This window comes from Gemmatimonadota bacterium (genome assembly GCA_040388625.1).
GTDB lineage: Bacteria > Gemmatimonadota > Gemmatimonadetes > Gemmatimonadales > Gemmatimonadaceae > Fen-1247.
The window spans coordinates 88893-113557 of record JAZKBK010000006.1; the positions used below are offsets into that span (position 1 = coordinate 88893).

Annotated in this window: 26 protein-coding genes; 7 read left to right on the forward strand and 19 right to left on the reverse strand. The window is 61.3% G+C overall.

Annotation, left to right across the window (positions count from 1 at the left end):
• Positions 1–56: 56 nt before the first annotated feature.
• Positions 57–2429: a prolyl oligopeptidase family serine peptidase gene (locus tag V4529_13975; protein MES2359436.1), complete on the forward strand. Its 2373-nt coding sequence runs from the start codon at positions 57–59 to the stop codon at positions 2427–2429.
• Here the strand turns inward: V4529_13975 and V4529_13980 are convergent.
• From V4529_13980 to V4529_14020, 9 genes are all read right to left on the reverse strand, one after another.
• Positions 2410–3588 (reverse strand): MFS transporter, encoded by a 1179-nt coding sequence (locus V4529_13980; protein ID MES2359437.1) that lies wholly within the window; start codon positions 3586–3588, stop codon positions 2410–2412. The two genes, V4529_13975 and V4529_13980, sit on opposite strands and share 20 nt — an antisense overlap.
• A 79-nt stretch (positions 3589–3667) precedes the next feature.
• Positions 3668–4669, reverse strand: a complete 1002-nt coding sequence (locus tag V4529_13985; protein MES2359438.1) for a sugar phosphate nucleotidyltransferase — start codon at positions 4667–4669, stop codon at positions 3668–3670.
• Positions 4670–4784: 115 nt separating this feature from the next.
• A complete protein-coding gene (locus V4529_13990; protein MES2359439.1) occupies positions 4785–5162 on the reverse strand; it encodes a cupin domain-containing protein in 378 nt (125 codons plus the stop codon).
• Positions 5163–5168: 6 nt separating this feature from the next.
• The gene (gene atpH, locus V4529_13995; GenBank protein MES2359440.1) at positions 5169–5717 is read right to left on the reverse strand and encodes an ATP synthase F1 subunit delta; all 549 of its coding nucleotides are present in this window, start codon (positions 5715–5717) and stop codon (positions 5169–5171) included.
• Positions 5717–6286 (reverse strand): F0F1 ATP synthase subunit B, encoded by a 570-nt coding sequence (gene atpF / locus V4529_14000; GenBank protein MES2359441.1) that lies wholly within the window; start codon positions 6284–6286, stop codon positions 5717–5719. The genes atpH and atpF overlap by 1 nt, the downstream gene beginning before the upstream one ends.
• A 133-nt stretch (positions 6287–6419) precedes the next feature.
• Positions 6420–6695 (reverse strand): ATP synthase F0 subunit C, encoded by a 276-nt coding sequence (gene atpE / locus V4529_14005; GenBank protein MES2359442.1) that lies wholly within the window; start codon positions 6693–6695, stop codon positions 6420–6422.
• A 151-nt stretch (positions 6696–6846) separates the two neighbouring features.
• On the reverse strand, positions 6847–7704 hold the full coding sequence (atpB, locus tag V4529_14010) for a F0F1 ATP synthase subunit A (GenBank protein MES2359443.1): 858 nt from the start codon (positions 7702–7704) through the stop codon (positions 6847–6849).
• Positions 7705–7974 carry a hypothetical protein gene (locus V4529_14015; GenBank protein MES2359444.1) on the reverse strand — a complete coding sequence of 90 codons (270 nt, stop codon included), beginning with the start codon at positions 7972–7974 and terminating at the stop codon, positions 7705–7707.
• Complete coding sequence (locus tag V4529_14020) at positions 7971–8213, reverse strand: AtpZ/AtpI family protein (GenBank protein MES2359445.1); 243 nt, start codon at positions 8211–8213, stop codon at positions 7971–7973. The genes V4529_14015 and V4529_14020 overlap by 4 nt, the downstream gene beginning before the upstream one ends.
• A 232-nt stretch (positions 8214–8445) precedes the next feature.
• Here V4529_14020 and V4529_14025 point away from each other — a divergent pair, with 232 nt between their 5' ends.
• From V4529_14025 to V4529_14040, 4 genes are all read left to right on the forward strand, one after another.
• On the forward strand, positions 8446–8934 hold the full coding sequence (locus V4529_14025; GenBank protein ID MES2359446.1) for a BsuPI-related putative proteinase inhibitor: 489 nt from the start codon (positions 8446–8448) through the stop codon (positions 8932–8934).
• A gap of 33 nt (positions 8935–8967) precedes the next feature.
• On the forward strand, positions 8968–9921 hold the full coding sequence (locus V4529_14030; GenBank protein MES2359447.1) for a PHB depolymerase family esterase: 954 nt from the start codon (positions 8968–8970) through the stop codon (positions 9919–9921).
• Positions 9922–9988: 67 nt separating this feature from the next.
• Complete coding sequence (locus tag V4529_14035; GenBank protein ID MES2359448.1) at positions 9989–10336, forward strand: TraR/DksA family transcriptional regulator; 348 nt, start codon at positions 9989–9991, stop codon at positions 10334–10336.
• Between the two features lie 131 nt (positions 10337–10467).
• Positions 10468–13644 (forward strand): AAA family ATPase, encoded by a 3177-nt coding sequence (locus V4529_14040; GenBank protein MES2359449.1) that lies wholly within the window; start codon positions 10468–10470, stop codon positions 13642–13644.
• Here the strand turns inward: V4529_14040 and V4529_14045 are convergent.
• From V4529_14045 to hslV, 9 genes are all read right to left on the reverse strand, one after another.
• Complete coding sequence (locus tag V4529_14045) at positions 13571–14782, reverse strand: HD domain-containing phosphohydrolase (GenBank protein ID MES2359450.1); 1212 nt, start codon at positions 14780–14782, stop codon at positions 13571–13573. The two genes, V4529_14040 and V4529_14045, sit on opposite strands and share 74 nt — an antisense overlap.
• Before the next feature lie 381 nt (positions 14783–15163).
• On the reverse strand, positions 15164–15928 hold the full coding sequence (locus V4529_14050) for a hypothetical protein (protein MES2359451.1): 765 nt from the start codon (positions 15926–15928) through the stop codon (positions 15164–15166).
• A 152-nt stretch (positions 15929–16080) separates the two neighbouring features.
• Positions 16081–17658, reverse strand: coding sequence for a sigma-54 dependent transcriptional regulator (locus tag V4529_14055; GenBank protein ID MES2359452.1), 1578 nt, complete (start codon positions 17656–17658; stop codon positions 16081–16083).
• Positions 17648–18154 carry a MogA/MoaB family molybdenum cofactor biosynthesis protein gene (locus tag V4529_14060; protein MES2359453.1) on the reverse strand — a complete coding sequence of 169 codons (507 nt, stop codon included), beginning with the start codon at positions 18152–18154 and terminating at the stop codon, positions 17648–17650. The genes V4529_14055 and V4529_14060 overlap by 11 nt, the downstream gene beginning before the upstream one ends.
• Positions 18151–19242 (reverse strand): glycine cleavage system aminomethyltransferase GcvT, encoded by a 1092-nt coding sequence (gene gcvT / locus V4529_14065; protein MES2359454.1) that lies wholly within the window; start codon positions 19240–19242, stop codon positions 18151–18153. Before gcvT ends, V4529_14060 begins: the two co-directional genes overlap by 4 nt.
• A complete protein-coding gene (gene argF, locus V4529_14070) occupies positions 19239–20156 on the reverse strand; it encodes an ornithine carbamoyltransferase (protein ID MES2359455.1) in 918 nt (305 codons plus the stop codon). Before argF ends, gcvT begins: the two co-directional genes overlap by 4 nt.
• Before the next feature lie 54 nt (positions 20157–20210).
• Positions 20211–20648: a 3-hydroxyacyl-[acyl-carrier-protein] dehydratase FabZ gene (locus V4529_14075; GenBank protein ID MES2359456.1), complete on the reverse strand. Its 438-nt coding sequence runs from the start codon at positions 20646–20648 to the stop codon at positions 20211–20213.
• Positions 20649–20657: 9 nt separating this feature from the next.
• Entirely contained in the window at positions 20658–22106 is a 1449-nt protein-coding gene (gene hslU, locus V4529_14080; GenBank protein MES2359457.1) for an ATP-dependent protease ATPase subunit HslU, read from the reverse strand.
• A gap of 2 nt (positions 22107–22108) precedes the next feature.
• The gene (gene hslV, locus V4529_14085; GenBank protein MES2359458.1) at positions 22109–22660 is read right to left on the reverse strand and encodes an ATP-dependent protease subunit HslV; all 552 of its coding nucleotides are present in this window, start codon (positions 22658–22660) and stop codon (positions 22109–22111) included.
• Positions 22661–22760: 100 nt separating this feature from the next.
• On the opposite strand from hslV, the gene V4529_14090 reads away from it, so the two are divergent.
• Both V4529_14090 and V4529_14095 read left to right on the forward strand, forming a co-directional pair.
• Positions 22761–23126 (forward strand): hypothetical protein, encoded by a 366-nt coding sequence (locus V4529_14090; protein ID MES2359459.1) that lies wholly within the window; start codon positions 22761–22763, stop codon positions 23124–23126.
• Positions 23127–23204: 78 nt separating this feature from the next.
• On the forward strand, positions 23205–23924 hold the full coding sequence (locus V4529_14095; protein ID MES2359460.1) for a Crp/Fnr family transcriptional regulator: 720 nt from the start codon (positions 23205–23207) through the stop codon (positions 23922–23924).
• A 51-nt stretch (positions 23925–23975) separates the two neighbouring features.
• Here the strand turns inward: V4529_14095 and V4529_14100 are convergent, their stop codons facing one another.
• Positions 23976–24665, reverse strand: coding sequence for a DUF983 domain-containing protein (locus V4529_14100; protein ID MES2359461.1), 690 nt, complete (start codon positions 24663–24665; stop codon positions 23976–23978).

Sequence of the window (24665 nt, forward strand, 5' to 3'; positions counted from 1 at the left end):
GTTAACCTGAGATCATTTTCACCGCGCCTCCAATTCACGCCGGATCAGCCCAATAAATGCGCAACTCCGCCCGATCGCTCTTCACCCTCGCATTCGCGATTCCCGCCGCACTCGCAAGCCAGGCGCCCACATCGGCTCCCGCATCATCCCCGGCCACCCAGTTCGACTTTTCGATCAGGAACATCATGCGCGGGCCGGAGCTTTACGGCACGCCACCAACCGATGTCAACTGGTCAACCGACAGTCGCTGGATCTATTTCAACTGGGTCGCGCCAGGTAGCAGTTGGCGCACTCAGCCCGCCACATACCGCGTCCGCGCTGTCGATGGTGCCAGCCCCGAGAAACTCACGCTGGCACAGCGTGACTCTGCGGGACCGTACACCGCGCACGCAGTCGTATCCGCTGATCGACACTACGGCGCAATAGAGTTCGGCGGCGATATCTATCTCATGGACTACCGCACTCACACTATGCGGCGACTGACACATACGCCGGCGCGCGAATCCAATCCGATCCTGAGCACTGATTCCAAGCGCATGTACTTCGTACGCGATGGCAACGCATTCTCGATCGATCTCCCCTCAGGTCTCACGACGCAACTGACCGATCTCAGAACCGGCACCGCGCCCAAAGATACCACGGCACCGACGACGCCACAGCGCAAACGGCTCGCACAGCAACAGCGTGACTTGTTCAACGTGATTCGCGAACAGACCGCGGACGACAGTATTGCAAAGGCCGAGCGGCGCCGCGTCGATTCGTTGAGAAACCCGGAGCCAGTGTACGTCGGAAGCGATCGCTCGATCCAGTCGCTGACCGTGGCACCCGACGGACGTGGCGTGCTGGTAATGCTGCGTACGCCCGCCAAGAGTAGGCCTGTCGAAATTCCCTACTGGGTTACGGAGAGCGGGTATACGGAGCCACGCAAGGGACGCACCGTCGTCGGCGACGGCCAGACGCGCGTCGAGATGATGTATCTCTCGCTGCCCAGCGCAAAGCTCACCAGGCTGCGTCTCTTCGCCAATGATTCGCTCGCGAGTTTCGTTGTCGTCAACGGGTGGAATGCGAACGGAACCGACGTGCTGTTATCGGCATTCAGACCCGACAACAAGCAACGCGTTCGCTATACCCTCTCATCCACGGATACGACCTTGCACGCAGTCGAGACTCTGGACGACACCGCCTGGGTGGGCGGTCCGTGCAGTGCGTGCGCCGGCTGGTACGACGGCGGCCGTCGTGTCTGGTACGTCTCCGAAGCGACTGGCTACGCACACCTGTACACAGCCGCCGCACACGGCGGCGATGTGCATCAGCTCACCGCCGGCAAGTGGGAAGTCCGCGACGTCTCGCTGTCACCCGACGGCAGCACGTTCGATCTCATCACAAACGATCCATCACCATTCGACGAGCACCTCTTTTCCCTTCCTGTAACCGGCGGCACGCTCACACGCATAACGACGACACCGGGACGCCACGCGGCCGTAGTGTCGCCGGATCGCAAACTGGTCGCCGACGTTTACTCGTACGTGAATCGTCCGCCCGACCTGTATCTGATGTCGAACAGGGCCAACGCACCAGAGCATCAGCTGACCGTCTCGCCCGCCGCCGAATTTCTCTCGCAGAAGTGGTTCGCACCACCTATCGTGATGGTTCCTGCATCCGACGGAGCCAGCGTACCAGCGCACGTGTACCGACCGGAAGATTTTGGCGTGAAACCCAATGGCGCAGCGGTGATATTCGTGCACGGTGCGGGTTACCTCCACAACGTCGGTAACTTCTGGTCGGAATACCCGCGCGAATATCTGTTCAACATGTTCCTCGCGCGCCACGGCTACGTTGTGATGGACGCCGACTATCGCGCGTCGGACGGCTATGGTCGCGACTGGCGCACCGCGATCTACCGACACATGGGCGGCCGCGATCTTCAGGATGAAGTCGACGTCTCCAGGTACATCACCGCAACGTATGGTATTCCGGCGAAGCGCATTGGCATATACGGCGGGAGCTACGGCGGTTTCATGACGCTCATGGCGCTCTTCACCGCGCCGGATTATTTCGGCGCCGGCGCTGGACTCCGTAGCGTCACCGACTGGGCGCACTACAACAACGGCTACACCTCGGCGATCCTCAACCTCCCGCAAAACGACACGCTCGCCTACCGTCAGTCGTCCCCAATCTATTTCGCCGAGGGGCTCCGCGCTCCGTTGCTCATGGCACACGGAATGGTCGACACCAACGTCAACTACGAGGATATCGTCCGCCTCACGCAGCGCCTCATCGAGCTTGGCAAGACCGACTGGGAGCTCGCGTCGTATCCGGTCGAGAGCCACTCATTCCTGCGCCCCGATTCATGGACCGACGAGTACACACGCATCTTCAAGCTGTTCGAGCGCACGATCGCCCAGCCGTCTACTTCGACGGTGCACTGACGACAGGGTTCACGAACACGATCCCCAGCGAAGCGATGAACGCCAGCGCCGCACCCAGCGCGAATGCAGCGGGTGCGCCTGCGCGGTCCCACACCGCGCCGAATATCAGCGACGCGGGAAGCGCGCCGATGCCGATCGCGAGATTGTACCAGCCAAGTGCTGTGCCCTTTCGCTGTGACGGCACCATGTCCACCACCATTGCCTTCTCTGTACCTTCCGTCATGCCATAGTACACGCCGTAGACCGCGAACAGCACCCACGCCTGCCACGCCGAGTGCGCCAGGCCAAACGCGAGATAAACGGCCGCGTACAGCAGCCATCCCCCGATGATCAGTGGCTTGCGCCCGATCCTGTCCGACAGCCCGCCGCCATGCGTTCCAGTCGTCGATTTGATGAAGTTGAGCAACGCCCATAGCACCGGCGCCAGCGCGATCGGTACCCCCAATTGACTCGCACGCAGTAGCAGGAACGCATCGGTCGAGTTGCCGAGCGTGAAGGTGAAGACGACTGCGAGATAACCCCAGAATCGCGACGGAAGATCGGCGCCGAACATGTGCGGCCGATCGGAATGCGTGACCGGGTGCGGAACGTCGCGCACGAACACCCACAACACCAGCACCGCGAGCGCGCCCGGAATCGCGGTCAGCCAGAAGACCGTTCGCAAGGGCGTGTGCCATTCATACAGCACGCCGAACGCAACGAGCGGCCCGACCACCGCACCGGCATTGTCGGCAGCCGCGTGAAATCCGAACGCACGGCCGCGAATCGATGGATCGACCGACTCGGCGATCAAAGCATCGCGCGGAGTGGAGCGTATTCCCTTGCCGATCCGATCGGTAACGCGAATCCCCAGCACCTGCGCCGCGGTGTGCGTCGCGGCTGTGAACGGTCGTATGACGGACGCTATCACGTAGCCGGCGAGCACCAATCCCTTGCGTGACTGAACACGGTCCGACCACCAGCCGCTCGCCAATTTCAACAGTGCCGCTACGGACTCCGCAGCGCCCTCGATGACCCCGATGAAGCTCGCGCTCGCTCCGAGCACGGAAGCAAGAAACACGGGCAGAAGTGGGTACATCATCTCCGACGCGACGTCGGTGAAGAAACTCACCGTGCCGAGGGCGATGACGTTGCGTCCAAGCTTCTGCCGTTCAGCCATCAGCCTGCACCGGTCATGTTAGGAACGACAAGGGGAGAGCGGCTGCTCTCCCCGTAACTCGCCGGCAGAAAAGCCACGACTAGTTATGGCCGCCGCGCGGACTCACCCTGACCTCCGAGTGATCACCGATCGTGATCTCTCCGGAGACGCCATCGACGACGGTGTGATGGCCCACCAGCGAATTCGTGAGCGTCGACCTTTTTATGCTGGCGTACGTCTCGATGATCGTATCGGAAAGCGTCGAGCCGTCAACCGTCGTTCCCTCGCCGATCGATACGTTCGGTCCCACGATCGAATTGCGAATCGTGACGCCGGTTTCGACATACACAGGATCCAGGATGGTCGAGTTCTCGACCGATTGCGGCGACCGCGCGCGTCCCCTCTCCAGCATCGCACGGTTGGTCGCGAGCAGCGTGTCGATCTTCCCGGCGTCGTACCAGCCTGCAACATCGACCACACGTATCTTGGCGCCGTGATCGATCATGTACTGGAACGCGTCGGTGAGATACCACTCGCCGTTGTGTGCCGGTTGCGTGAGCACGTGCGCGATCCCCTCATACAGCAGCTGCCAGTTCCTGATGTAGTAGAGCCCGATGTTGGCGCGCTTTGAGATCGGCGTCGTCGGCTTCTCGACGATCTTCGTCATGAAGCCGGACTCGTCCGTCACCACCACACCAAATCGCTGATAATCCTCGACTTCCTTCGTCCAGATTATTCCATCGGCGTCGGACGACTCGATGATCGAGAGATCGGCATCGAAGATCGTGTCGACAAAGATGATCAGCACCGGCTGGTCCACGTAATCGCGCGCGAGCGCAACCGCGCCGGCGGTGCCGTCCTGCACCTTCTGGTCGATGAACGCTGACGGAATGTCGGTCGATGTGCGCGCGAACTCCTCGACCTTTTCCTTGAGATGTCCCGTGATGTAGATGATCTGCTCGACGTTCGGCAGTGTCTTCACGTCGTCGAGCACGTATTGCATCACCGGCTTGCCCGCGACGCGCAGCATCGGCTTGGGCGTCACATACGTATGCGGACGAAGCCGCGTTCCCTTCCCCGCAAGCGGGATGATAACTTTCACTCGGCCACCTCAGTCAGTAAGGGCAGGCCCCCGTGCCTGCCCTCAGTACGACCACGATCTGTATCGTCCAGCGCGTACGGGGAGGCCCCCGTGCCTGCCCACAGTACCTCGGCCTCTACGGCGCCTTCGTTCCCTCTCGTCCGTACCGATCCTTCAATCTTACCACATCGTCGAGATGCGGTGTCGATGCCTCCAGCACGTCGCAATCCGTCACGGCTTCCATCTGATGCACCGTCCCGGGCTCGTTTCTGAACGACTCCCCCGCCGTGAGTGAGATCTCCTTCAACTCCGCATCGGCACTGTCTCCGACACGATAGATCATCTCACCGCTCAGCAGAAAGATCGTTTCGTCCTTCTGCTCATGATACTGCACCGATAATGCCTGGCCAGCCTTGATGTGAAGGATCTTGCCGACGTACAGCGGTGTGTGCGCCCAGATCACCTCGTGACCCCAGGGCTTTTCCACGTACCTGACCTCGCGCTTGCCGCTCATCGCAAGTTATGGGGAAATGCGCATGCGCGTCGCCAGCTTGCTCAGCCGGCGACTCACCGAACCGTCCATCACCGTGTTGCCAACCTTGACGATGATCCCGCCCATGATCGATGGATCCACCGATATCCGCGGCATCACCCTGCTGCCCAGCACGCGCGAAAGCTGCGCGCCGATGTTCGCAGTCTCTTCGTCAGTTGCGGGCCGCGCAAGCGTGACCTCCGCGTGCACCCGTCCCTCCTGCTGGTCCAGCAGGTTCGCATACTCGGTCGCGATCTCGGGAATCATCATCTGACGACGATTGTGCACCATCGTCTGAAGAAAGCGGAGGAACACACGCGGCACACGATCACCGAACGCCCGCGACAGGATCTCGTTCTTGCGCTCGTACGAAACGCGCGGGGACTCGAGAAACAGCTTCACGGTCGCATCCTGAGCGATCGCGTTGGCGACGTCACGGATCATGACGCCAAACCCTTCCCGGTTCTCAGCCTTGGTCGCCAACGCCAACAGTGCCTCGGCGTAATTGCGCGATACCGGGTTGGAGCGCTCCTGCATCAGACGCCCGCCCTGGGAGCGGCCGTCGAGCTCGGAATCGAGGCGAGAAAGCTCTCGACCAGTTGGCGGTTGGACTGGTCGTCCAAATTCTTTCCGATGACGCGCGATGCGCCAGCAATCGCAAGATCGATCGCTTCGAGACGCAGATCCGCGATCGCACGGTCACGCTCCGCGACGATCTCACGCCGCGCGCGATCCAGCAGCTCGCCAGTCTCGCCATGCGCATGCTCGATTATGGTCCCGCGCACCTGCTCCGCCGCGGCACGCGCATCGGCAATGATCTTCTGCGCCTCGTCCCGCGCAGCAGCAATCTGCTCGCGCTGGTCCTGCAGGAGACGATTCGCGTCGTCGCGATCGCGCTGAGCAGCGTCGATGGCGTCCGAAAGCGCCTTCTCCCGCTCCTCGACCGCCTTGGTGATCGGCTTGAACGCGTACTTCGAGAGAACCAGCAACAACACGATGAAGATCACCAGCGTCCAGACCATCACTCCGCCGTTTGGCGAGAGCAGGCCGCCCGAGGGAGCCTCGGCCGTGTGTTGAACGGATTCCTGCAGAAGGAAGAAATGCATGAGTGGCACTATTCAATTCAATGAGATGTAGGGTCACGCCCCCGTGCCTGACCCGCTATGCCCAACCACGTCGAGCCCCGTAGGGTCAGGCACCGTGCCTGACCCTACTTGAAACGAACGCGCGAAAATCGCGTTAGAACGTGAACTTCTGCTGAATCACGAACGAGACGACGATCGCGAACAGTGCAACACCTTCGACCAGCGCCGCGAAGATAAGAGCCGCGGTCTGGATCTGTCCTGCACGCTCCGGCTGACGCGCCATTCCGTCCATCGCCTGTCCGCCAACCTTGCCGATACCGATGCCAGCGCCGATCACGGCGAGACCTGCACCGATACCAGCACCCATCATGCCCCACGCGCCCGCGTATTCCTTGGTCGCGCCAACCGCTGCCTGAAGCAGAGGAAACATCATTTGAACCAGCTCCGAATAAGTCGTATGACCGGATTCTCAACGCGCTCCGGCACGGCGCAACCCGTCAACGGGACCACGTCCCAACGGGATTCCCGGGTCGAGCCCGGTACAACCATATCGTCATTCCCGCAACTGCGGGAATCCATCGTTAGTGCGCCGCCGTCCTGATCTGCCCTATGAACACCGCCGACAACAGCGCGAAGATGAACGCCTGCAGCAGCGACACGAATATCTCCAGCAAAGAGATCGCAACCGCCATCGCCAGCGGAGCCGGAGCGACTATGTAGCTCTTGAACGTAAAGATCAATCCGATCAGCGCCAGCAATACAACGTGGCCCGCGGTCATGTTCGCGAAAAGTCGGATCGCCAGCGCGAACGGCTTGGTGAACTTTCCAACGATCTCGACCGGAGTCATGATGAACGTCATGAACGACTTGACCGGCACAGGCACGTCGTGCGGCCAGTAGACGATCGTGTTGATGTAGCCCGCACCCTGCTCCCGCATTCCCGCAATCTCGACCACGACGAACGTGATCAACGCCAGCGTCGCCGTGACACCGATGTTACCCGTCGCCGTCGAGCCATACGGGATGAGACCGCACAGGTTCGCGAACAGGATGAAAAAGAAGAGCGTGAGGATGAACGGCGTGAACTTGTCGCCCTTGGGTCCCACGTTCGGGATCACCACCTCGTTCCGGAGGAAGAGCACGAAAGCCTCCATTCCATTCCCGAAACCCGAGGGAGCCCGAGAGCCGCCAAAGGTCGTCCTGGCGTGTGCCCGCGCCGCCATCAGCATCGTGATGAGGCACAGCACTGCCGCGATCCCGAGCCACACCACATGCTTGGTCGGCGACATGTCGATCAGGAGCGGTCCAATATGGATCGGCGTCCAGCGTGGCAGCGCCAACTCGCACACGAAGCCCGGATGCAGGCACGGATAGTCGATCGCGTGCGCGTCCGAGATGTGCGGCGTGATGATGTCGATTGCAGGACCGGCTTGCAGCATCTATTTGGTAAGCAAGAAGGGTTCGAAGAGCGTCGTGACGAACAGAATTACCACCAGAGACAACAGCGCGGGCGCCATTTGAAGACCCAGGGCGGGGATTATCGCGAAGCCGTACACCAGTACCGCAAGCAGCCGGAGCAGCGCTCCCATCCCCCATCCAACCAGCAGCCGATCCTTTCCGAACGACCGTCCAATCAGCACCGCGAGCACCTGTACCACCACCGCCACTCCAACCGAGGTCCAGATCGCCCGACTCATCTCGCCAGTCATGATCCGCCGGCCCCCGGTCCCTTGCCCTCGCCGTCCTGTGCCGCCATGAGCTTGCGATACATGCTGTAGAAAGCTCCGCCCGCTCCCACGAAAACACCGATTATCAGCAACCACGGCCCCGTCCCGAGCCGCCCGTCCAGCCATTGACCGGCGTAGCCGAAGAGAAGTACCGAGGCCGCGAACTGAAGCCCGATTCCGGCGAAATCCGACGCCGATGGCGCACTCCCCTTGTCCCGCACGTGCCTGAAATTTAACGAGCTTGTGAAAAAAAGTTCAAGCGGTATGGCCTATATATGCACTGACCAGATGTTTAACATTCAGTTGCTCCAAATCCCGATTTGTGATCCCAGCCTAACTGCCGATACTCCATGCAGTTATCTGTTGCCGAGCGCTTGCTGTATCGTCTATCCGTTGATAACTTTGGCACTCGCGACGACCGTCCGACAACCGCCTTCCAGCGTCGCTCCTAGCATGGAAAACCGCTTCATCATCACATCCCTTTGCGCTGCCGCGCTCGTTTACGCGTGCGGACCATGGGTGCATTCGCAAACTGCAAGCTCGAGTCCCGTAACACCCTCGAACAGGTCGTTTCGCGCATCGACAGGTCACAAGGCGCCCGCAGACGTTGCAACCGAGCTCGATCTCGCACGCAACGGTTCACGTGTCGATTTCGCGCTGCGTGTGACCAACAACACCAAGAAGACCGTCGAGCTGCGCTTCCCCAATGCGCGCACGCATGACATCGCCGTTCTTGATTCCACCGGCAAGACGATCTGGCGCGCGAGCGCCGGAAGAATCTTCACTCAGACGATGCAGGCCCTCACCGTCAAATCGAGTGACACGCTTACGATGGAAGACAGTTGGGACACCAACGGCGCGCACGGCGCATACACCGCCGTCGCATTACTCGCCACCGACACGCATCCAGTCGAAAGACGCGTAGCGTTCACGCTTCCGTAACCTGAAGCAGCGCGACGTCGAGATGCTGTCGAGATGTTGATCAAACGCGTCGCACTTCTTCCAGCAGTTCTTCTCTCTGCAGCGTTGGCCTTGCTCGCAACGCAGGCGTGCGCACACAACAACATCAGCAGCGAACCGCCCGGCGTTACCTCCGAGCAGAAGATGTACGTCGCCGGAGAGTTGCGCACGTACTTGCTGCACATACCGGCACACTACGACACCATACGTAGAGCGCCGCTCGTGATAGTGTTGCACGGCCATGGCGAGAGCGCGGAGAACTTCGAGAAGTATACCGGCATGAGCGACAAGGCAGACGCCGAGGGTTTCATCGCCGTCTACCCGCAAGCACTCGGCGATCCCAGCGACTGGCACACCGCGATAGACGGTCCGTCAAAGCGTGACGACATCCGGTTCGTGCGGGGGATAATCGATTTGCTCGAGCACAGATACCGCATAGATCGCCGTCGCATCTACGCAGCCGGACACTCCAACGGCGGCATCATGACATACCGTCTCGCGTCCACGCTGTCCGACAAACTTGCCGCTGTTGGCGTTACCGCGGGCTCTATTGGAATGGTTGACGAGAAAGGCGACACGCTGCGCATCGCACCGCCGTCGCATCCCGTGTCGGTGATTCACTTTCATGGAATGCAGGACCAGGACGTGCCGTACGGCGGCGGCCCCGAATCCGACGGACCCGACAACATCGTGTCTGTCAGGAACACGATCGGCTTCTGGCTCAACGCCGATCATTGCGACGCGAAGCCCGCCTCGCGCACCGTCTCGGCCGACAGGAACGTCATCATCGACGCGTATCATCCGTGCGCCCAGGGAACCGCCGTCGAGCTCTATACCATTCTGGATGGTGCGCATCGCTGGCCCGGCGACGACATCCCGTGGTATACGTTTCCCGGTCGCGACGACTCGGACATCGTCGCCACCGACGTGATGTGGACCTTCTTCGCCGCACATCCCAAGGTCGATTGATTGTTGGGGCAGGCCCCCGTGCCCGCCCCTTCACCCCCGTAGCCCGACCCTTGCATCATGTGTCGTCATGACCCAAGCCCAACGCAAGCATCTCGAGAGCCGCCTCCTCCAGGAGCGCGACCGCATCAATCAGCTCCTTTCCCGCTACGCAGCCCAGAACGAGAACGAGGACGACCAGGACCAGGCCGGCGACCTCACCAAGATGCCCCTGCACATGGCCGACCAGGGCACCGACACCATGCAGCAGGAGCTTGATGCCGTGATGGTAGACCGCGAGTCGAAGACCCTCGCAGAGATCGACGCCGCGCTCGAGCGCATGTACAACCATCCGGAGCAATTCGGGATCTGCGAGAACACAGGCAAGGAGATTCCGTTCGCACGGCTGGATATCGTACCGTGGGCAAGGACCTGCTGACCGAGACCGGTCCGTCCAAGCACCCGGATTCGGAGGCGCCAGCCTAATTCCCTCCCAAGGCGCACCGTTAGAAAATCATCGGTTCGTTTTCGAACGATGATTCGAGTCATTATCTTCCCCGCTCCTCCTCCATGGAAGGGGCATTCTTGGTCGTCCTGCACGCTCTTGGGCAGTGCTTAATACGAACCGCGATCACCACGATCAGCCCGCGCGCGGACATGTGCTTCGCGCTCGGCTCCTATCTCACGCGCGAGCGCGGTAATCGGGTTCCACGCCGGCAGATCGAGAAGCTCTTCTGGCCTGCCACGCGCGCCGCCGACGCGTCGCACTCGCTCAGTGAGCTGATCCACAAGCTGCGCCGCAAGGGTCTGCACATCCAGCGCGACGAGTCCGCCTGCATCTGGCTTCCACGCGACGCCGCCTCGATCGATATCGATCACCTGAGCACGGAAGAGCCAGCCCGGCTCGCAGAGCGCGACCTGTCGATCCTCCCCGGATATTCACCCCGAGCCTCGTCAGCATTCAATGATTGGGTCGACGAGTGGCGTGACGACTTGCATCTGCGGCTGTTGAACATCGTGGTTGCGGGGATGACGCGCGCGAGCGCATCGGGCGACTGGCCGGTCACTCTCTCGCTTGCCAACAAGGCGCTGAAACTGGACCCGGAACATCCATCCGCGCTCCTCGCGCGTGCCCGCGCCGCCGAGCATCTGGCACGCCAGAACCGCGAGTCTCGACAGGCCGCGGTTTCCGGCTCAGCCGCAGAGCCCGCCGTAGCGCAGTTGCGTGAGAGTGCATCCGCCGCCAAATGGCCCGACCGGAGAACCGTCGCCGCAGCCAGCGATGACACGACGCTTGTTGGACGCACCGAATCCATGGAGCGACTCCAGGCGCAGGCAACCCGGACATTCAACGGAAAGGTGAGCTCCGCCTACATCTCCGCGCCGACCGGCGTCGGAAAGAGCCGCCTGATCCGTGAATTCTCCGCATGGATGCGCAACAGGAACGCCGTCACCTGCACCGTATCGTGCGGCAACCACGACGCGAAGCGGCCACTCTCGGCATTCGTGCAGGCAGTACCGCGCCTGCAAACGTTGCCGGGTGCTGCCGGATGCGCACCCAGCACGCTCGCCTGTCTCAACCGTATCACGCACACGTCGGGCGATGACGCATCGACCATGGCTTGTGACGAGACACTGTACGAGTCGACGTCGACGCGAGCCGCCGTCGTCGATCTCGTCGAAGCGATTGCGGACGAACAACCCCTGCTGCTCGTTGTCGAGGATGTACACTGGATCGACTCGGCATCGTGGGCGCTGTTGCGAACGATTGCGACTACCGCGCACGGACCCGTGATGATCGTGTGTACCTCGCGTGTGAAATGGCGGGATACCGCGTGGGGTGAACCCGACACCTTTGCCATCGAGGAGCTCTCCGCCCTCGATGCAACCGCGGCGCGCGCGCACATGTCAAATCGACTCGCGAAACGCGGCCGCAGCACGGACGACAGCTTCATCGATTGGTGCGTCCGGACTTCTGGCGGCAATCCGTACTTCATCGAGGAGCTGGTCAATTTCTGGATCGCGACCGGTGAGCAGTACACGGCCCCACCTTCACTCATCGCGCTCGTCGAGACGAGGGTCGCCAACCTCAGACCCGACGCACTCCGCGTGCTCCAGGCTGTCGCCATACTCGGCAAGAACAGTACGGTGGAATTGCTCCAGGAAGTGCTCCAGTTTCCAACGCACGTGCTGTTCTCTGCGATCGAAGCACTGAGCGAGGCCAGCATGCTCGCAATTGGAGAGGGTGCAACGGAGCGGGCCGCGTCGGTGCTCTGCCGTCACGACATTGTCCTGCGTGCCGCCACCCGCGGGCTGTCCGCCCCTGGACGTGCATTGCTCCACCACGCCGCAGCCAGCGCCCTCGAGGCAGTCGCGACCGCGACGCGCTCGGCTGAATTGTTCTGGGACTGCGCCGACCACTGGCAGAGCGCCGGCCAACCCGATCGTTCGACACTGGCCGCCGTAGCGTGTGCCCGCCATCTCCACGACATGGGGCTGGTCGACGAGGCAGTGAACCGGTGCAGCACTGCACTTCAGACGTGTCACGGTAACACCAATCGAGCAACTCTGCTCCGTGTCATGGCGCAATCTCAGTACGTGGCTCACGACTGGGAATCGTTTTGCGAAACGGTCAACCTGGTGCGGTCACTGGAAGGCACGCCCGGTATGCTCGCACCGATCCATGACGACTTGGAATTGTACCATTTGAATGCTCAGAGAAGTCTGCATCGCGATTGGCAAGCAGTACTCGAGGCATCGGTGCGGTGTGTCCGGTCGCAGACTGCGGACGCGGTTCATCGCGTCAAGGCCGCAATAATCGCGCTCAAGATCGGCACAAATCTCGGAGCAATGGGAGCGATGGATGCTGCTTACACGGAGGCAGCAGATCTGGCTCGGTCGCCCGATGTCAGCGCCATGGACCGCCTGTGTCTTACGATGATTTACAATGCGATTCGCGGGGATCCGCAAATTTGCGCGACGGCTGCCCGTGAACTTCTAGCGCTCGCCGAGCGGACGCTTGCGCCAATGCACCGACTTCCTGCGATGGTCGATTGCGCGAGCGCCTTAAGACGGTTTGGCGCCGTCGGCGAGGCTGAAGCGGCGTACGACGCTGTGTTCACCGCAGCGTCATCTCTTTCTTGCTACGATCAACTTGCGGACGCATGCCACTGGTTAATCGAGATGCATCTCGATTCCGGACGCGTCGATGTCGCTCGTCAGTGGGTGAAACGCTACTATTCTCTCCGCAGACCCGCCGCTGAGCTGCAACGGCAGCGCCACTTACGACTAGCGATCGCTCGGACGTACTTGATGCAGTCCAGATGGCAAGCAGTCGCCGATCTCATCGACCCCCCGGGCGAGGAAGCGCTCTGGTGCGACCGGGTATCGATGCTCCGAAGCAGTGCTCTTGCTGTCAAGATACGCCTCGAGATCGGGCGCAGAACGTCGCGTCGGGCCCTCGGGGACTGGATCGCCATGCTCAGCGAGTTGAATGCTTCGCTACGATCTGGAGGCGCGCAGGACTACGAGACGTTTTCTCTTTACTTGGGATATTGCCAACTGAGAAAGACGGCTAGTGCGGCAGAACTGCTTCGGCACTATGTCGACCATGAACGACGCGATACAACGCCGCTCGCAGTCGAAATCGTCGAGGAATTGGCGCGGTTGGGTATTATGCCTGCGACGCCAGACGCAGTCTCGGGACTTCCTGAGTATGTGGAAGCGACTGATGCGATGAGTATCTGAATAGCTCGTCGAATCGCCCGCTGCTGAGAAGCGCATCACAGATAGCAGGATCAAATTGCCGGCCGCGATGTTTCATCAACTCCGATCGTACGGCCGTCGCGTCCAGTGCCTTTCGATACGGCCTGTCAGATGTCATCGCGTCGATGGTATCGGCGAACATGATGATGCGCGACGCGAGGGGTATGCGATCACCAGCCAATCCATCAGGATATCCGGTCCCATCCCAGTTCTCGTGGTGGTGGCGTACGGCGGGAACAATGTCGCGCAGTTGAGACACCTTTGAGACCAGCTCCTCACTCTTGATCGGGTGCGTCTGCATCACTGCGTTCTCCTCGTCAGTGAGCCGACCAGGCTTCAGAAGAATCGGCGCGAACACCTCGTGGATCTTACCCACATCGTGCAACAGCGCGGCAATACCGACGCGCTTTGCCAACGTTGGGCGGAGTCCGATGATCTGAGCAATGACCTTCGCGTGCTCGGAAACGCGACGTGAGTGACCTGACGTGTACGGATCCCGCGCTTCAATCGCCGCGACCATCAGTTCCAACAGTTCCTGGTTCGCTCTGTCAAGCTGCAAGTTGACATTGTATAGCTCACGCAACCCAAGAAGCGACACGGCAACGACGAACGCACCAGATGCACCATACTTCGCATAAACCCAGGCAAGGACGGCGATTACCGGCAGGGCAATCAAGTCGTATGCCAGCGTTCCCAGGTTGTTCTCCGTCCAAACATCCCAGAACCGCCGTCCCTCGCTTAGCGATACGACGCCACTGACGGATAGGCTATTCACGGCTGAGAATGTAAGGAACAAGGCACCGAGCGCGACATACGGGAGCGTTCCGCCATCGAGTACCGAGCTGCCGCCAAACAGCCCATATGCAAGGATCGCTAGCGAGACCGACAACGTGTGCTGGCAGATATTGAACACGGCGCGCGTCAGCGGGCGACGACGTACAACCTGTACAACGATTGAAACACACATTACGCCGACCGCAGTTGCCCAGTCTGGCGATATCGCCGCGCTCGCGAGGAACGGCACGAAAGAGACAGATCCTGCGACTGTGCCGGCGGCGTTGCGCGATAATGTGTGACCCATGAGGTGCGTGATCAACGCAATCACGCTGAGGGTCAACACTGCGCGAATATGGGCGGCGTCAACGGCAGGCCCATCCCAAATAAGTAGCGCGACTGTAACGCTTGCTAGAAGCGCTATCGCAAAAATGTACGTTTGAACTGGTCGTTTCATCATATATACGAGGACCCCCGTCCGCGACCCTACGCCCAATCTTGCGTTCCGCCGCCCGAAAACATAGCGACAAAAAAAGCTGCAAAGAAACTCATGTCCGCGTCACCTCCCATCCGTTTTGTCACGACGCTTGCGCGCGTGCAAACTGCAAAGGTTGGCTCCGCTCGTTCCTACCTAACCTACCGTCTCAACTCCGCTAGGTCGGGGAACGGGGGTTTTGTTTTGATTAGTCTATAGTTCTTCTCGAGGTAAGCATCAGGTCGCGCATGATTACGCGCCGTACTCCAACCAACGGTTCGTTGCATCCAGCACGGCGAGTACCGACGCCGTTTCTGCGCTATCACTCACTTCGCACGTTCCAGCAAGCAACCGGACTTCGCGTCCGTGTCGCACCGCAACGCCAACGAAGATGAACTTCCTGTCGAACGCTTCAAATACGCGCACACCTTCGAGCCCGAACTGACGGTCCTTCGAGTCAGCGTCTCCAATCGCGAGACATGCTGCACGAGCCGCCAACTCCAGACGCGCACGGTCGCCATCGACTCCGCGCGCCTCACCGATGAACGACGTTCCATCCTTGATCAGCGACACGCGACACGACACACCGCGCGCTCTGGATCCGCGGACTTCCACATCCTCGAAATAGATCCGGCGGCGCGGCCCGTCCAGCCCAGGCGTAGGCGTGTAAACACCCATTCCCTCAGTATCGGCAGCGCTCCGACTTTTCGGAGGCGCAATTGGCGATGGGGTGGACGTCGGCGGCGGTGCCGGTTTCGGCTGTGGCGGCGGCGCCTCGCTCACCGCTGCTATCGACACGCGGCGATGATCGATCCGCAAGCCAAGGTGCGCGAACAGGGCACTCTCGACGTTGCGCACGGTCTGCTTGGCGGGCACCTCGGACGTCGTCAGGATGTGCACTTCCTGAATCGACCCCTCGCCGTTATCCACGACCCGCACGGACACCACCCCGGGCAAAGTGCGGATCAACTCTTCGGCTTGCTCCCCGAGCCGTGCGGGCGTCACAAATGTAGTCACGCGTTTAAGGAACTAAAGTTTGGCTACGCGAGACGATAGTCGCCCCCGCAGATGCCACCCGACGATAGATGACCCGTAAGACACAAGCCCGCCAAGAAGGGGAGCTTTCTCCCTCCTTTGGCGGCCATCACAAACTGTGGCCACATACCGGTTTAGGCAATAGTGGCGTAGCCATCCGGAATGTCGTAATCACGTAACTTCCGGTACAGCGTCCGCTCACCTATCCCTAGAAGTTCGGCAGCTCGACGCCGATTCCCATCAGTTTCACGCAACGCGGCTTCGATCGCCCCTCGCTCGATCTCCGCCATGGTCATTCCAGGCGTTATCGTCAAAACATTTGGGGCGGGCGGTGCCGCCGGCTCGAGAGCTGCCATTGCCGGGGCAAGAGAGCGCGGTTCCACACCTCCGCCAACAGCTGATCCGGCGCCTGCGCTGTTCTCATCCACCCGCCGGCGCAGCTCGTCCAGCTGCAGCCTCAGCTCGACCAGACTGTGGACGATGAACTCCAGCTCGCGCGCGCCAGCCCCCCCACCCGCTCCGCCTTCACCGCCGCGCATTACCGGTGGTGCTATTCTCACCGGCAGCAAGCTCGATCTTTCCCGCACCTCTGCCGGTATGTCGGACGCGGTAATCTCCCGGCCCGGAGCCAGCACCACCATGCTCTCGATCAGATTCTTGAGCTGCCGCACGTTCCCGGGCCACGCATAATCGGCCATGATCTGCATCGCGTCCGCCGAAATGCCGTGGAACGGCCGGTCGTGCTGCGCCGAAAACTGCCGGACGAAGCGACGCACGAGTAACGGAATGTCGGCGCGACGCTCTCGCAGCGGCGGTAGATAGATGCTGAGAACGTTGAGCCTGTAGTACAGGTCCGATCTGAACCGGCCCTCTTCGACGAGCTGACGTAGTGGCTGATTCGTAGCGGTCACGACGCGCACGTTGACCTTGATCGGCGTCGTTCCTCCGACCCGCGTCACCTCACGTTCCTCGATCACGCGCAGCAGCTTGACCTGAGTCGCTGGCGGCACGTCGCCGATCTCGTCGAGGAACAGGGTCCCCGTATCAGCGAGCTCGAAGCGGCCGATGCGACGCTCGGCAGCGCCGGTGAACGCTCCTTTCTCGTGACCGAACAGCTCGCTCTCGAGCAACGTTTCCGGCAGCGCACCGACGTTGACGGCGATGAACGGCCGCGACCGGCGTGGACTCAACTGATGAATTGCACGCGCGACCAGCTCCTTGCCAGTGCCACTCTCGCCCTCGATCAGAACCGTGCTGGACACGGGCGCCATCTGCTCCACGCGCACGAGAACTTCACGGATCGCGTCCGACTGTCCCACGAGCCCGGTCGATTCGGCGAGCCGGCGACGCTCGAGCACACGCTTCACTGCATCGAACAGATCTTCCGCGACTACGGGCTTGGTGTACACGTCCACAAAACCGATCGCACGCAACCGCTCGATCAGTTGCGGGTCGGCGACGTCGGCGAGACCGATTACCGCAATTCCTTCCCAGAGCTGGTCGCGCACGACCTGGCGCACCGCGGGGTCGGCGATGTTTCCCGTCAGCACGATCAGCTCCGGCCGCGTGCGACGAATCTCGGTCGCGAGATTGTCCACAGCCGAAACCATCGAGGTGGTGATGCCGGCGGCTTCGAGCAACGCGTTGAGGCGCACCGCGGGCTCCACGTCGGCGAGCGTGATCACCACGGTCGCACCGCCGCTACGCGCCATCACCGCTCCGATTCTCGGTTGGATGCTCGGTGAAACGCCCACTCAGAATGTCGCTCGCATGCGACACCACCGGCTCCAGGGTAGCCAGCCCGTCGCGTACGCCGCCCGGCGAGCCGGGAAGGTTCACGATCAACGTTCGTCCGCGCACGCCGGCGATACCACGCGAAAGCGACGCACGCGGAAAGCGCGTCGCGTGATCGCGTAGCCGCTCACCGAATCCGGGGGCCTCCGCCGATATCACGGCACGTGTTGCTTCAGGCGTCACGTCACGTTTCGCCAGTCCGGTGCCGCCGGTCGTGACGACGAGGTCGCATGCGCCGCCGTCGCAAACTGCGATCAGGGCGCGCACTATCTCGACGGAATCGTCAGCTGTTACGACACGCGATATGACAGTGTCGCCGCGTGCAGCGGCCCACTCCGCGATTGCATCACCCGACAGATCGGCACGCGTTCCACGGGCAACGGAATCCGAAACAGTGACAATGACGATGTTCAACGATGCGACGCGTTCTTGTAGAATGGCATCTTCTGCACAACCGCCGGAAGACGCTTGCCTCTTATCTCGACTTCGAACTCAGTGCCTTCCTTCGCCGCCGCGAGTGGCAGATACGCAGTACCGATCGCAATACCGAGCGTCGGACTCATTGTGCCGCTCCTCACCTCACCACTCGCCGCGCCGTCGCACGAGACGGGATATCCGTGCCGCGGGAATGCGCGGTCCGGCATCGTGAAACCGATGAGCTTGCGTGGAATTCCCGCCGCCTTCTGCCGTTCGAGCGCTTCCTTCCCCACAAAGTCACCCTTCTTGAGCTTGACCAGCCAGCCGAGTCCTGCTTCGTACGGCGTGGTGCCGTCGTCGATGTCGTTGCCATAGAGTGCCATTCCCATCTCGAGACGCAGCGTGTCGCGCGCGCCAAGTCCGGCCGGCGTGACGGAACCCTCGCTCATGAGCGCGTTCCACATCTCGACTGCACGCGATGCGTCGAAGTAGAGCTCGAAGCCATCCTCGCCTGTGTAACCGGTGCGCGACAGAATGACCCCCGGTACGCCCGCGACGGTCGCAACCTGAAAATGGTAGTACGCAATATCGTCCAGGTTCACGTCTGTGAATCGCGCCATGACCTCCTGCGCACGGGGCCCCTGAAGTGCGAGCAACGCGATACGATCGCTCACGTCCTCGATACTGCAATCAAAGCGATCCATGTACGCACTGATGTGCGCGAGATCCTTGTCCTTGTTCGACGCGTTGACGACCATCATCAGGTGATCCGGGAACCTGTAGACGAGGCAATCGTCCACGATCGTTCCGCCTTCATTCAGAATCGTGGAGTACTGCGCCTGGCCGACAGCCAGAGCCGCCACGTCGTTCGTCGTCACGTAATTCGCGAAGTCGATCGCCTGCGGCCCGCGGATCATGAACTCGCCCATGTGGCTCACGTCGAACAGCCCCACGTTCTCACGCACGGACTTGTGCTCTGCAGTAATGCCGGCCGGATACTGGACCGGCATCTCGAAGCCCGCGAACGGCACCATCTTGGCGCCGAGCGCTATGTGGACGTCGTGTAATGGAGTGCGCTGGCTCAAAGCTTCTCTCCTCCCATGAGTACTGCCATGATCGCCTTCTGAATGTGAAGTCTGTTTTCGGCCTCGTCCCATACGCGGCTCTGTGGGCCGTCGATTACGTCCGCGGTAACTTCCTCGCCTCTGTGTGCCGGCAGACAGTGCAGAAAGATTGCGTCCTTCGCTGCGCGGGCCATGAGCGCCGAGTCAACGCAGAATCCGCGGAAGGCTCTCTCGCGTACCGCCTGTTCTTCTTCCTGCCCCATGGATGCCCATACGTCGGTCGTGACGACGTCAGCGCCGTTCGCGGCCTCGGCTGGATCGCGCACGACGCTCACCTTCGCGCGCGTCCGTGCACGTGCGATCAGGGCCGCGTCGGGATCGTATCCTTCCGGACAGGCAAGTGACAGCTCGAAACCGAGTACGTATCCCGCGTTGATCCAGGAGTTCGCCATGTTGTTGCCGTCGCCGATCCATGCAACCTTGCGCCCCGCGATCCCGCCGAGTTGCTGACGCACCGTGAGGACATCGGCGAGTACCTGGCACGGGTGCAACAGATCCGTGAGGCCATTGATCACAGGAATCGTTGCGTCCTTCGCGAGCGCCTCGACGTCGGCGTGCGCGAAGGTGCGGATCATTATGCCGTTCACATAACGCGAAAGAACCTTTGCGGTGTCCGAGATCGGCTCGCCGCGGCCAAGCTGCACGTCACGCGGCGACAGGAACAGCGCATGACCGCCGAGTTGATAGGTCCCGACTTCGAACGACACGCGCGTTCGTGTCGACGCCTTCATGAAGATCATCGCGAGCGTCTGGCCCGCGAGTGGCTTTTTGGTGTAAGTGCCTGTGCGCATCGAATCCGCCAGCACGAACAACGATTCAAGCTCGGCGGACGAAAAATCGGGAATGGCGAGAAAGTCGCGGTGTGCTGTGGTCATCGGTCCGAATTGCGGGAAATGTCTACTGGTTCTGCCTCATCAATTCTAGTGGACTCAGGCGGCCGCGCGAACGATAGTTGTGAAGCTCGCGGATGCAACGCGGCGCCCGTTCACCGTGGCGCGGCCCTTCAGATGAGCTATGCCACGCCGGAAGCTCTCCAACTCGACGCTCAGAACGAGGGTGTCACCGGCCACTGCCGGGTCACGGAGACGCACCCGCTCGATCGCCGCAAAATAGCCCACCACCCCTGCACGGGCATCCACCAGCCCGAGCAGGAGCGCCGCAGATGTCTGTGCCAGCGCTTCGATCGCAAGAGTGTTCGGCATCGCCGAATCTTGCGGGTGCCACGCCGCCCCGAACCACTCGCCGCCCGTGACACGCTTGATTCCCTCCACGCGCCGTCCGGGCTCGATCACGTTGATGGAGTCGACGAGCAGGAACGGGTATCTGTGGGCCAGAACGTTGAGGATCGCCGCCGAATCCATCAGCATGTCAGTGCCTCAAAGGATGTACCGTCGCAGGTCCTCGTCTTCCACCACCTTCGCGAGCCGCGACTTAACCATCGCCGCATCGACGTTCACCGGCTCCTTGCAGCCGTCCGGAAGCTCGTACAGTACATCCTCGAGCAGCGTAGTCATCACCGTATGCAGTCGTCGTGCACCGATGTTTTCCATTCGATCATTGGCATGTGCGGCCGTTCGCGCAATCTCCGCAACGCCGTCGGTCGTGAACGTCAGCGACGCACCTTCGGACTCGACGAGTGCGGCGTACTGCTTGGTGAGTGCGTTTTCCGGCTCCGTCATTATGCGCACGAAATCAGCTTCGGTGAGCGGCTTGAGTTCGACGCGGATCGGGAAACGACCCTGCAGCTCGGGAATGAGATCACTGGGCTTGGACACGTGGAACGCGCCGGCGGCCACAAACAGGACGTGGTCCGTCTTCACGTTGCCGTACTTGGTCGATACAGTCGAGCCTTCGACGATCGGCAACAGGTCACGCTGTACGCCCTCGCGTGAGACGTCGGGGCCGCCGGTGTCGCCCCGCTGGCCCGCGATCTTGTCGATCTCGTCGAGGAAGATGATCCCCATCTGCTCGACGCGTTCGAGTGCGTCGGTCACCAGCTCGTCCTGATCGATGAGTTTCCCCAGCTCTTCATCCATCAGGATTCTGCGCGCTTCCGGCACCTTCACCGTACGCTTCCGCGTACGCTTGGGCATCATGTCGCGGAGCATGTCGGAGAAATTCTCCATTCCTTCTGGTGCTCCCTGCGGCACCATCATGTCGAACATCACCGGCGCGTTCTGCTGTACTTCGATTTCGACTTCACGGTTGTCCAGCTCTCCCGCCAGGAGGAGCGCCTTGAGCTTGTCGCGGGTGCGCTGGTAACGATCGCGCGCAACTTCCACTTCCTTCGTCACACCGCCGCTCTCGGAGACGAAGAACACCTGCTCGTCGTTTGCCGCCGTCTGAACGTCGCTCGCCGGTTTTGCCTCTTCCGGCATGGGAAGCAGCAGATCAAGGAGCCGATCATCGACACGCTCGTTCGCGAGCTCTTCCACTTCGCTCTCCCGATCGTCGCGGACCATGCTGATCGCCGCCTCTACGAGATCGCGAACCATCGATTCGACGTCGCGGCCCACGTATCCGACTTCGGTGAACTTGGATGCCTCGACCTTTACGAACGGAGCGCCGGCGAGCTTTGCCAGGCGACGCGCGATCTCCGTCTTTCCGACGCCGGTAGGACCGACGAGTATGATGTTGTTGGGCGAGATCTCATCGCGAATCGAGTCCGGCGCACGCTGTCTGCGCCACCGGTTCCTGAGCGCGATCGCCACCGCGCGCTTCGCGTCTCCCTGCCCCACTATGTAACGATCCAGCTCGCGAACGATCTGCCGCGGAGTGAGATCGGCCAGCTTCGCCAGCGCCTGTTGCGTGCGTGGTGAGGCCATGGCTATGCTCCCGGCTCGATGATGGTGATGTTCGTATTGGTATAGATGCAGATCTCGCCGGCGATCGTCAGCGCGCGCCGCACGATGTCGCGCGCATCGAGTTCCGTGCTCTCGACCAGCGCTCGCGCTGCGGCGAGCGCATACGTACCGCCAGACCCGATTGCGAGAATTCCGTCGTCCGGCTCTATGATGTCGCCGGTTCCCGAGATGATGAAGCCATGCTCGCGTGACGCAACGACCAGCAACGCTTCGAGTCGCCTGAGAACCCGGTCGCTTCGCCAGTCCTTGGCAAGATCGACCGCCGCCCGCGGAAGGTTGTCCGGAAAGCGCTTCAGCTTTTCCTCGAACTTCTCGAATAGGGTGAACGCGTCAGCCGCAGCGCCCGCGAAACCGGCGAGCAACCGGCCGTTCTGGAGCGTGCGAACCTTCTGAGCGTTGGATTTCATTACCGTGTCGCCGACGGTGACCTGACCGTCGCCGCCGAGTGCGACCTGACCATTGCGGCGCACGGCCAGGATCGTCGTGGCGCGAATGGTCGGAAGTATGCTGTGCATACCTAAAGAAATAGCCGTGCGCCCCCTTTTTGCACTCTGAGATGACGGAGCGGCCGGATTGGCTGCAGCCAGCCGGATGGGACGAGACAACGGAGCAATCGTGAGCGTCTATGAAGTGCCAGTACTGCTGGGCGCGGTAGTAATCCTGATGGGACTCGGCATCATCTGGGATTCCTGGGGCCCGCAGACGATTGGCCCGATGCGGGATCGGCGCCGCCGCCGCCGAGCCACAATCGACCTCAAGGGCGAATTCGTCGCAGGTGTAGGAATCGTGCTACTAGGTGCTGCGCTGATTGGCAGCGACTGGCGCTTCGAAACCGTGACCATACTGGCCGGTGCCCTCTGTATCCTCGTAGGGGCACTAAGGAATCGGAAATATTTTCGAGAAGTGTTCACTTTCCGGGGTGCCGCGCGACGTAACGATGATATAATACAGCCAAAACCGGGCAAATTGCGAATTCGATAATTGACGACCTGTATGGATTCTATACAACGATATTCAGTACCATAATGTACCGGCAAGCTGTTTGCACTAAACCGTACCATGGATACTTACGACGAAAATCTGCTCCTCCGCGCGCTCCCGTCCGCGTCGATCAAGCGACTCGCTGAGGATCTCGTAATCATCAACACCCCCACTCACGCCGAACTGTACGGGCCCGGCGACATGGTGAACCGAATCTATTTCCCTCTCGATTCGGTGATATCGATGACGGCCCCCCTCGGCGCGACACAAGGCGAGGTTGCGACGGTCGGCCAGGAAGGGATGATTGGCCTGCCGACAGTTTTTGGCACCGAGATGGCAAACATGCGCTTCTTCGTCCAGATCGGCGGAAGATCCGCTGTCATGACTGCGGACCGGTTTACCGAGCTGCTCCGGTCCGACGATAATCTCCGCACGGTGATGCTGCGCTATGCCCACGCGATGTTCACCCAGATCGGACAGTCGGTAGTGTGCAACCAGCGGCACTCGCTCCGGCAGCGTTGCGCACGATGGCTCCTGATGACACATGACAGGGTTCCGGGCGATCAGTTCCACCTCACGCACGAAGCACTCGCCGTCATGCTTGGCGTTCGCCGCGCTGGCGTCACGGTCGCGGCGGGCAACCTCCAGAGAGCCGGACTCATTCGATACCGGCGCGGAGAAATAACAATCGTCGACAGAGAGGGGCTGGAGAAGGTCTCCTGCGAGTGTTACCGGCTCGTAGCCGACGTCTACGACAGACTCGTTGGCCAGACGGGGTACAAGGAGAGCGCGGCGTAGAGATGCGGACCGGAGGTCGTCATTGCCGCGAATACGGGAATGACGAGCTTTCTACTCCTCCTCACTCGCGTGCCACGCCATTTCCGCCTCATCCGGCGGCCGTAGCAACAGGTCCAGCGCCAGCCACATCAGCCGCGATACAGGATAGAGAACGATCGGTGCTGCGATCATCGCGACGATCAACGAGTATTCGACGCCGGCCCACGGCACGTTCGGCCACATCACGATCACCACTACGAGAAGCACCAGCGCGAAAATGATTTCCGCCAGCACGATGTTGAAGAACATCCCGCCGAGGAAATAATCATCGGCCTCGCCGCGATCGAGCCGGATTCCGCACTGCGCGCAGCGATGCTGCAGCTTGAACCACGTGCGCAGGACCCTGGCCCCACCGCAATTCGGACAGCGCAGCCTGAGTGCACGTGCGAATTCGCGCACGACGTCCCGCATCCGGGGCATGACTATCTCCCCCCGGCTGCTCATCTCGCCCAGATCCGCAACGCGCATCACTTCCGCGAAGCGCCACACCGACTCAAGCAGTCGAGCGGCCGGTTCTTCCGGGAAATCCGCCGCGATCTCGCTTCGCCTTATCTCGCCGTCGGCCGCTGTGAAGAACAGAAATAGCCCGGACGCTTCCGCGTTCTGCGGACGAGCATCGCCATCGACAGCTTCGTGGCGACGCTCCACCGTCCATGACTTCCCCTGAACAAACAGGTACAACGCCATCAGCGAGGGCTGCAC

What these genes read in the sequence shown, in the direction of transcription:
- V4529_14075 (MES2359456.1), bottom strand. Translation starts at nt 20,648, where the DNA reads ATGCTGATGGATTCGGCGGCGATCCTCAACGTTCTGGCCCACAGATAC.
- V4529_14030 (MES2359447.1), top strand. Translation starts at nt 8,968, where the DNA reads ATGTTGATCAAACGCGTCGCACTTCTTCCAGCAGTTCTTCTCTCTGCA.
- atpB (MES2359443.1), bottom strand. Translation starts at nt 7,704, where the DNA reads ATGCTGCAAGCCGGTCCTGCAATCGACATCATCACGCCGCACATCTCG.
- argF (MES2359455.1), bottom strand. Translation starts at nt 20,156, where the DNA reads ATGACCACAGCACACCGCGACTTTCTCGCCATTCCCGATTTTTCGTCC.
- V4529_14095 (MES2359460.1), top strand. Translation starts at nt 23,205, where the DNA reads ATGGATACTTACGACGAAAATCTGCTCCTCCGCGCGCTCCCGTCCGCG.
- V4529_14025 (MES2359446.1), top strand. Translation starts at nt 8,446, where the DNA reads ATGGAAAACCGCTTCATCATCACATCCCTTTGCGCTGCCGCGCTCGTT.
- atpF (MES2359441.1), bottom strand. Translation starts at nt 6,286, where the DNA reads ATGCATTTCTTCCTTCTGCAGGAATCCGTTCAACACACGGCCGAGGCT.
- V4529_14055 (MES2359452.1), bottom strand. Translation starts at nt 17,658, where the DNA reads ATGGCGCGTAGCGGCGGTGCGACCGTGGTGATCACGCTCGCCGACGTG.
- V4529_13990 (MES2359439.1), bottom strand. Translation starts at nt 5,162, where the DNA reads ATGAGCGGCAAGCGCGAGGTCAGGTACGTGGAAAAGCCCTGGGGTCAC.
- atpE (MES2359442.1), bottom strand. Translation starts at nt 6,695, where the DNA reads ATGTTTCCTCTGCTTCAGGCAGCGGTTGGCGCGACCAAGGAATACGCG.
- V4529_14040 (MES2359449.1), top strand. Translation starts at nt 10,468, where the DNA reads ATGGAAGGGGCATTCTTGGTCGTCCTGCACGCTCTTGGGCAGTGCTTA.
- hslV (MES2359458.1), bottom strand. Translation starts at nt 22,660, where the DNA reads ATGCACAGCATACTTCCGACCATTCGCGCCACGACGATCCTGGCCGTG.
- V4529_14015 (MES2359444.1), bottom strand. Translation starts at nt 7,974, where the DNA reads ATGACTGGCGAGATGAGTCGGGCGATCTGGACCTCGGTTGGAGTGGCG.
- atpH (MES2359440.1), bottom strand. Translation starts at nt 5,717, where the DNA reads ATGCAGGAGCGCTCCAACCCGGTATCGCGCAATTACGCCGAGGCACTG.
- hslU (MES2359457.1), bottom strand. Translation starts at nt 22,106, where the DNA reads ATGGCCTCACCACGCACGCAACAGGCGCTGGCGAAGCTGGCCGATCTC.
- V4529_13980 (MES2359437.1), bottom strand. Translation starts at nt 3,588, where the DNA reads ATGGCTGAACGGCAGAAGCTTGGACGCAACGTCATCGCCCTCGGCACG.
- V4529_14035 (MES2359448.1), top strand. Translation starts at nt 9,989, where the DNA reads ATGACCCAAGCCCAACGCAAGCATCTCGAGAGCCGCCTCCTCCAGGAG.
- V4529_13975 (MES2359436.1), top strand. Translation starts at nt 57, where the DNA reads ATGCGCAACTCCGCCCGATCGCTCTTCACCCTCGCATTCGCGATTCCC.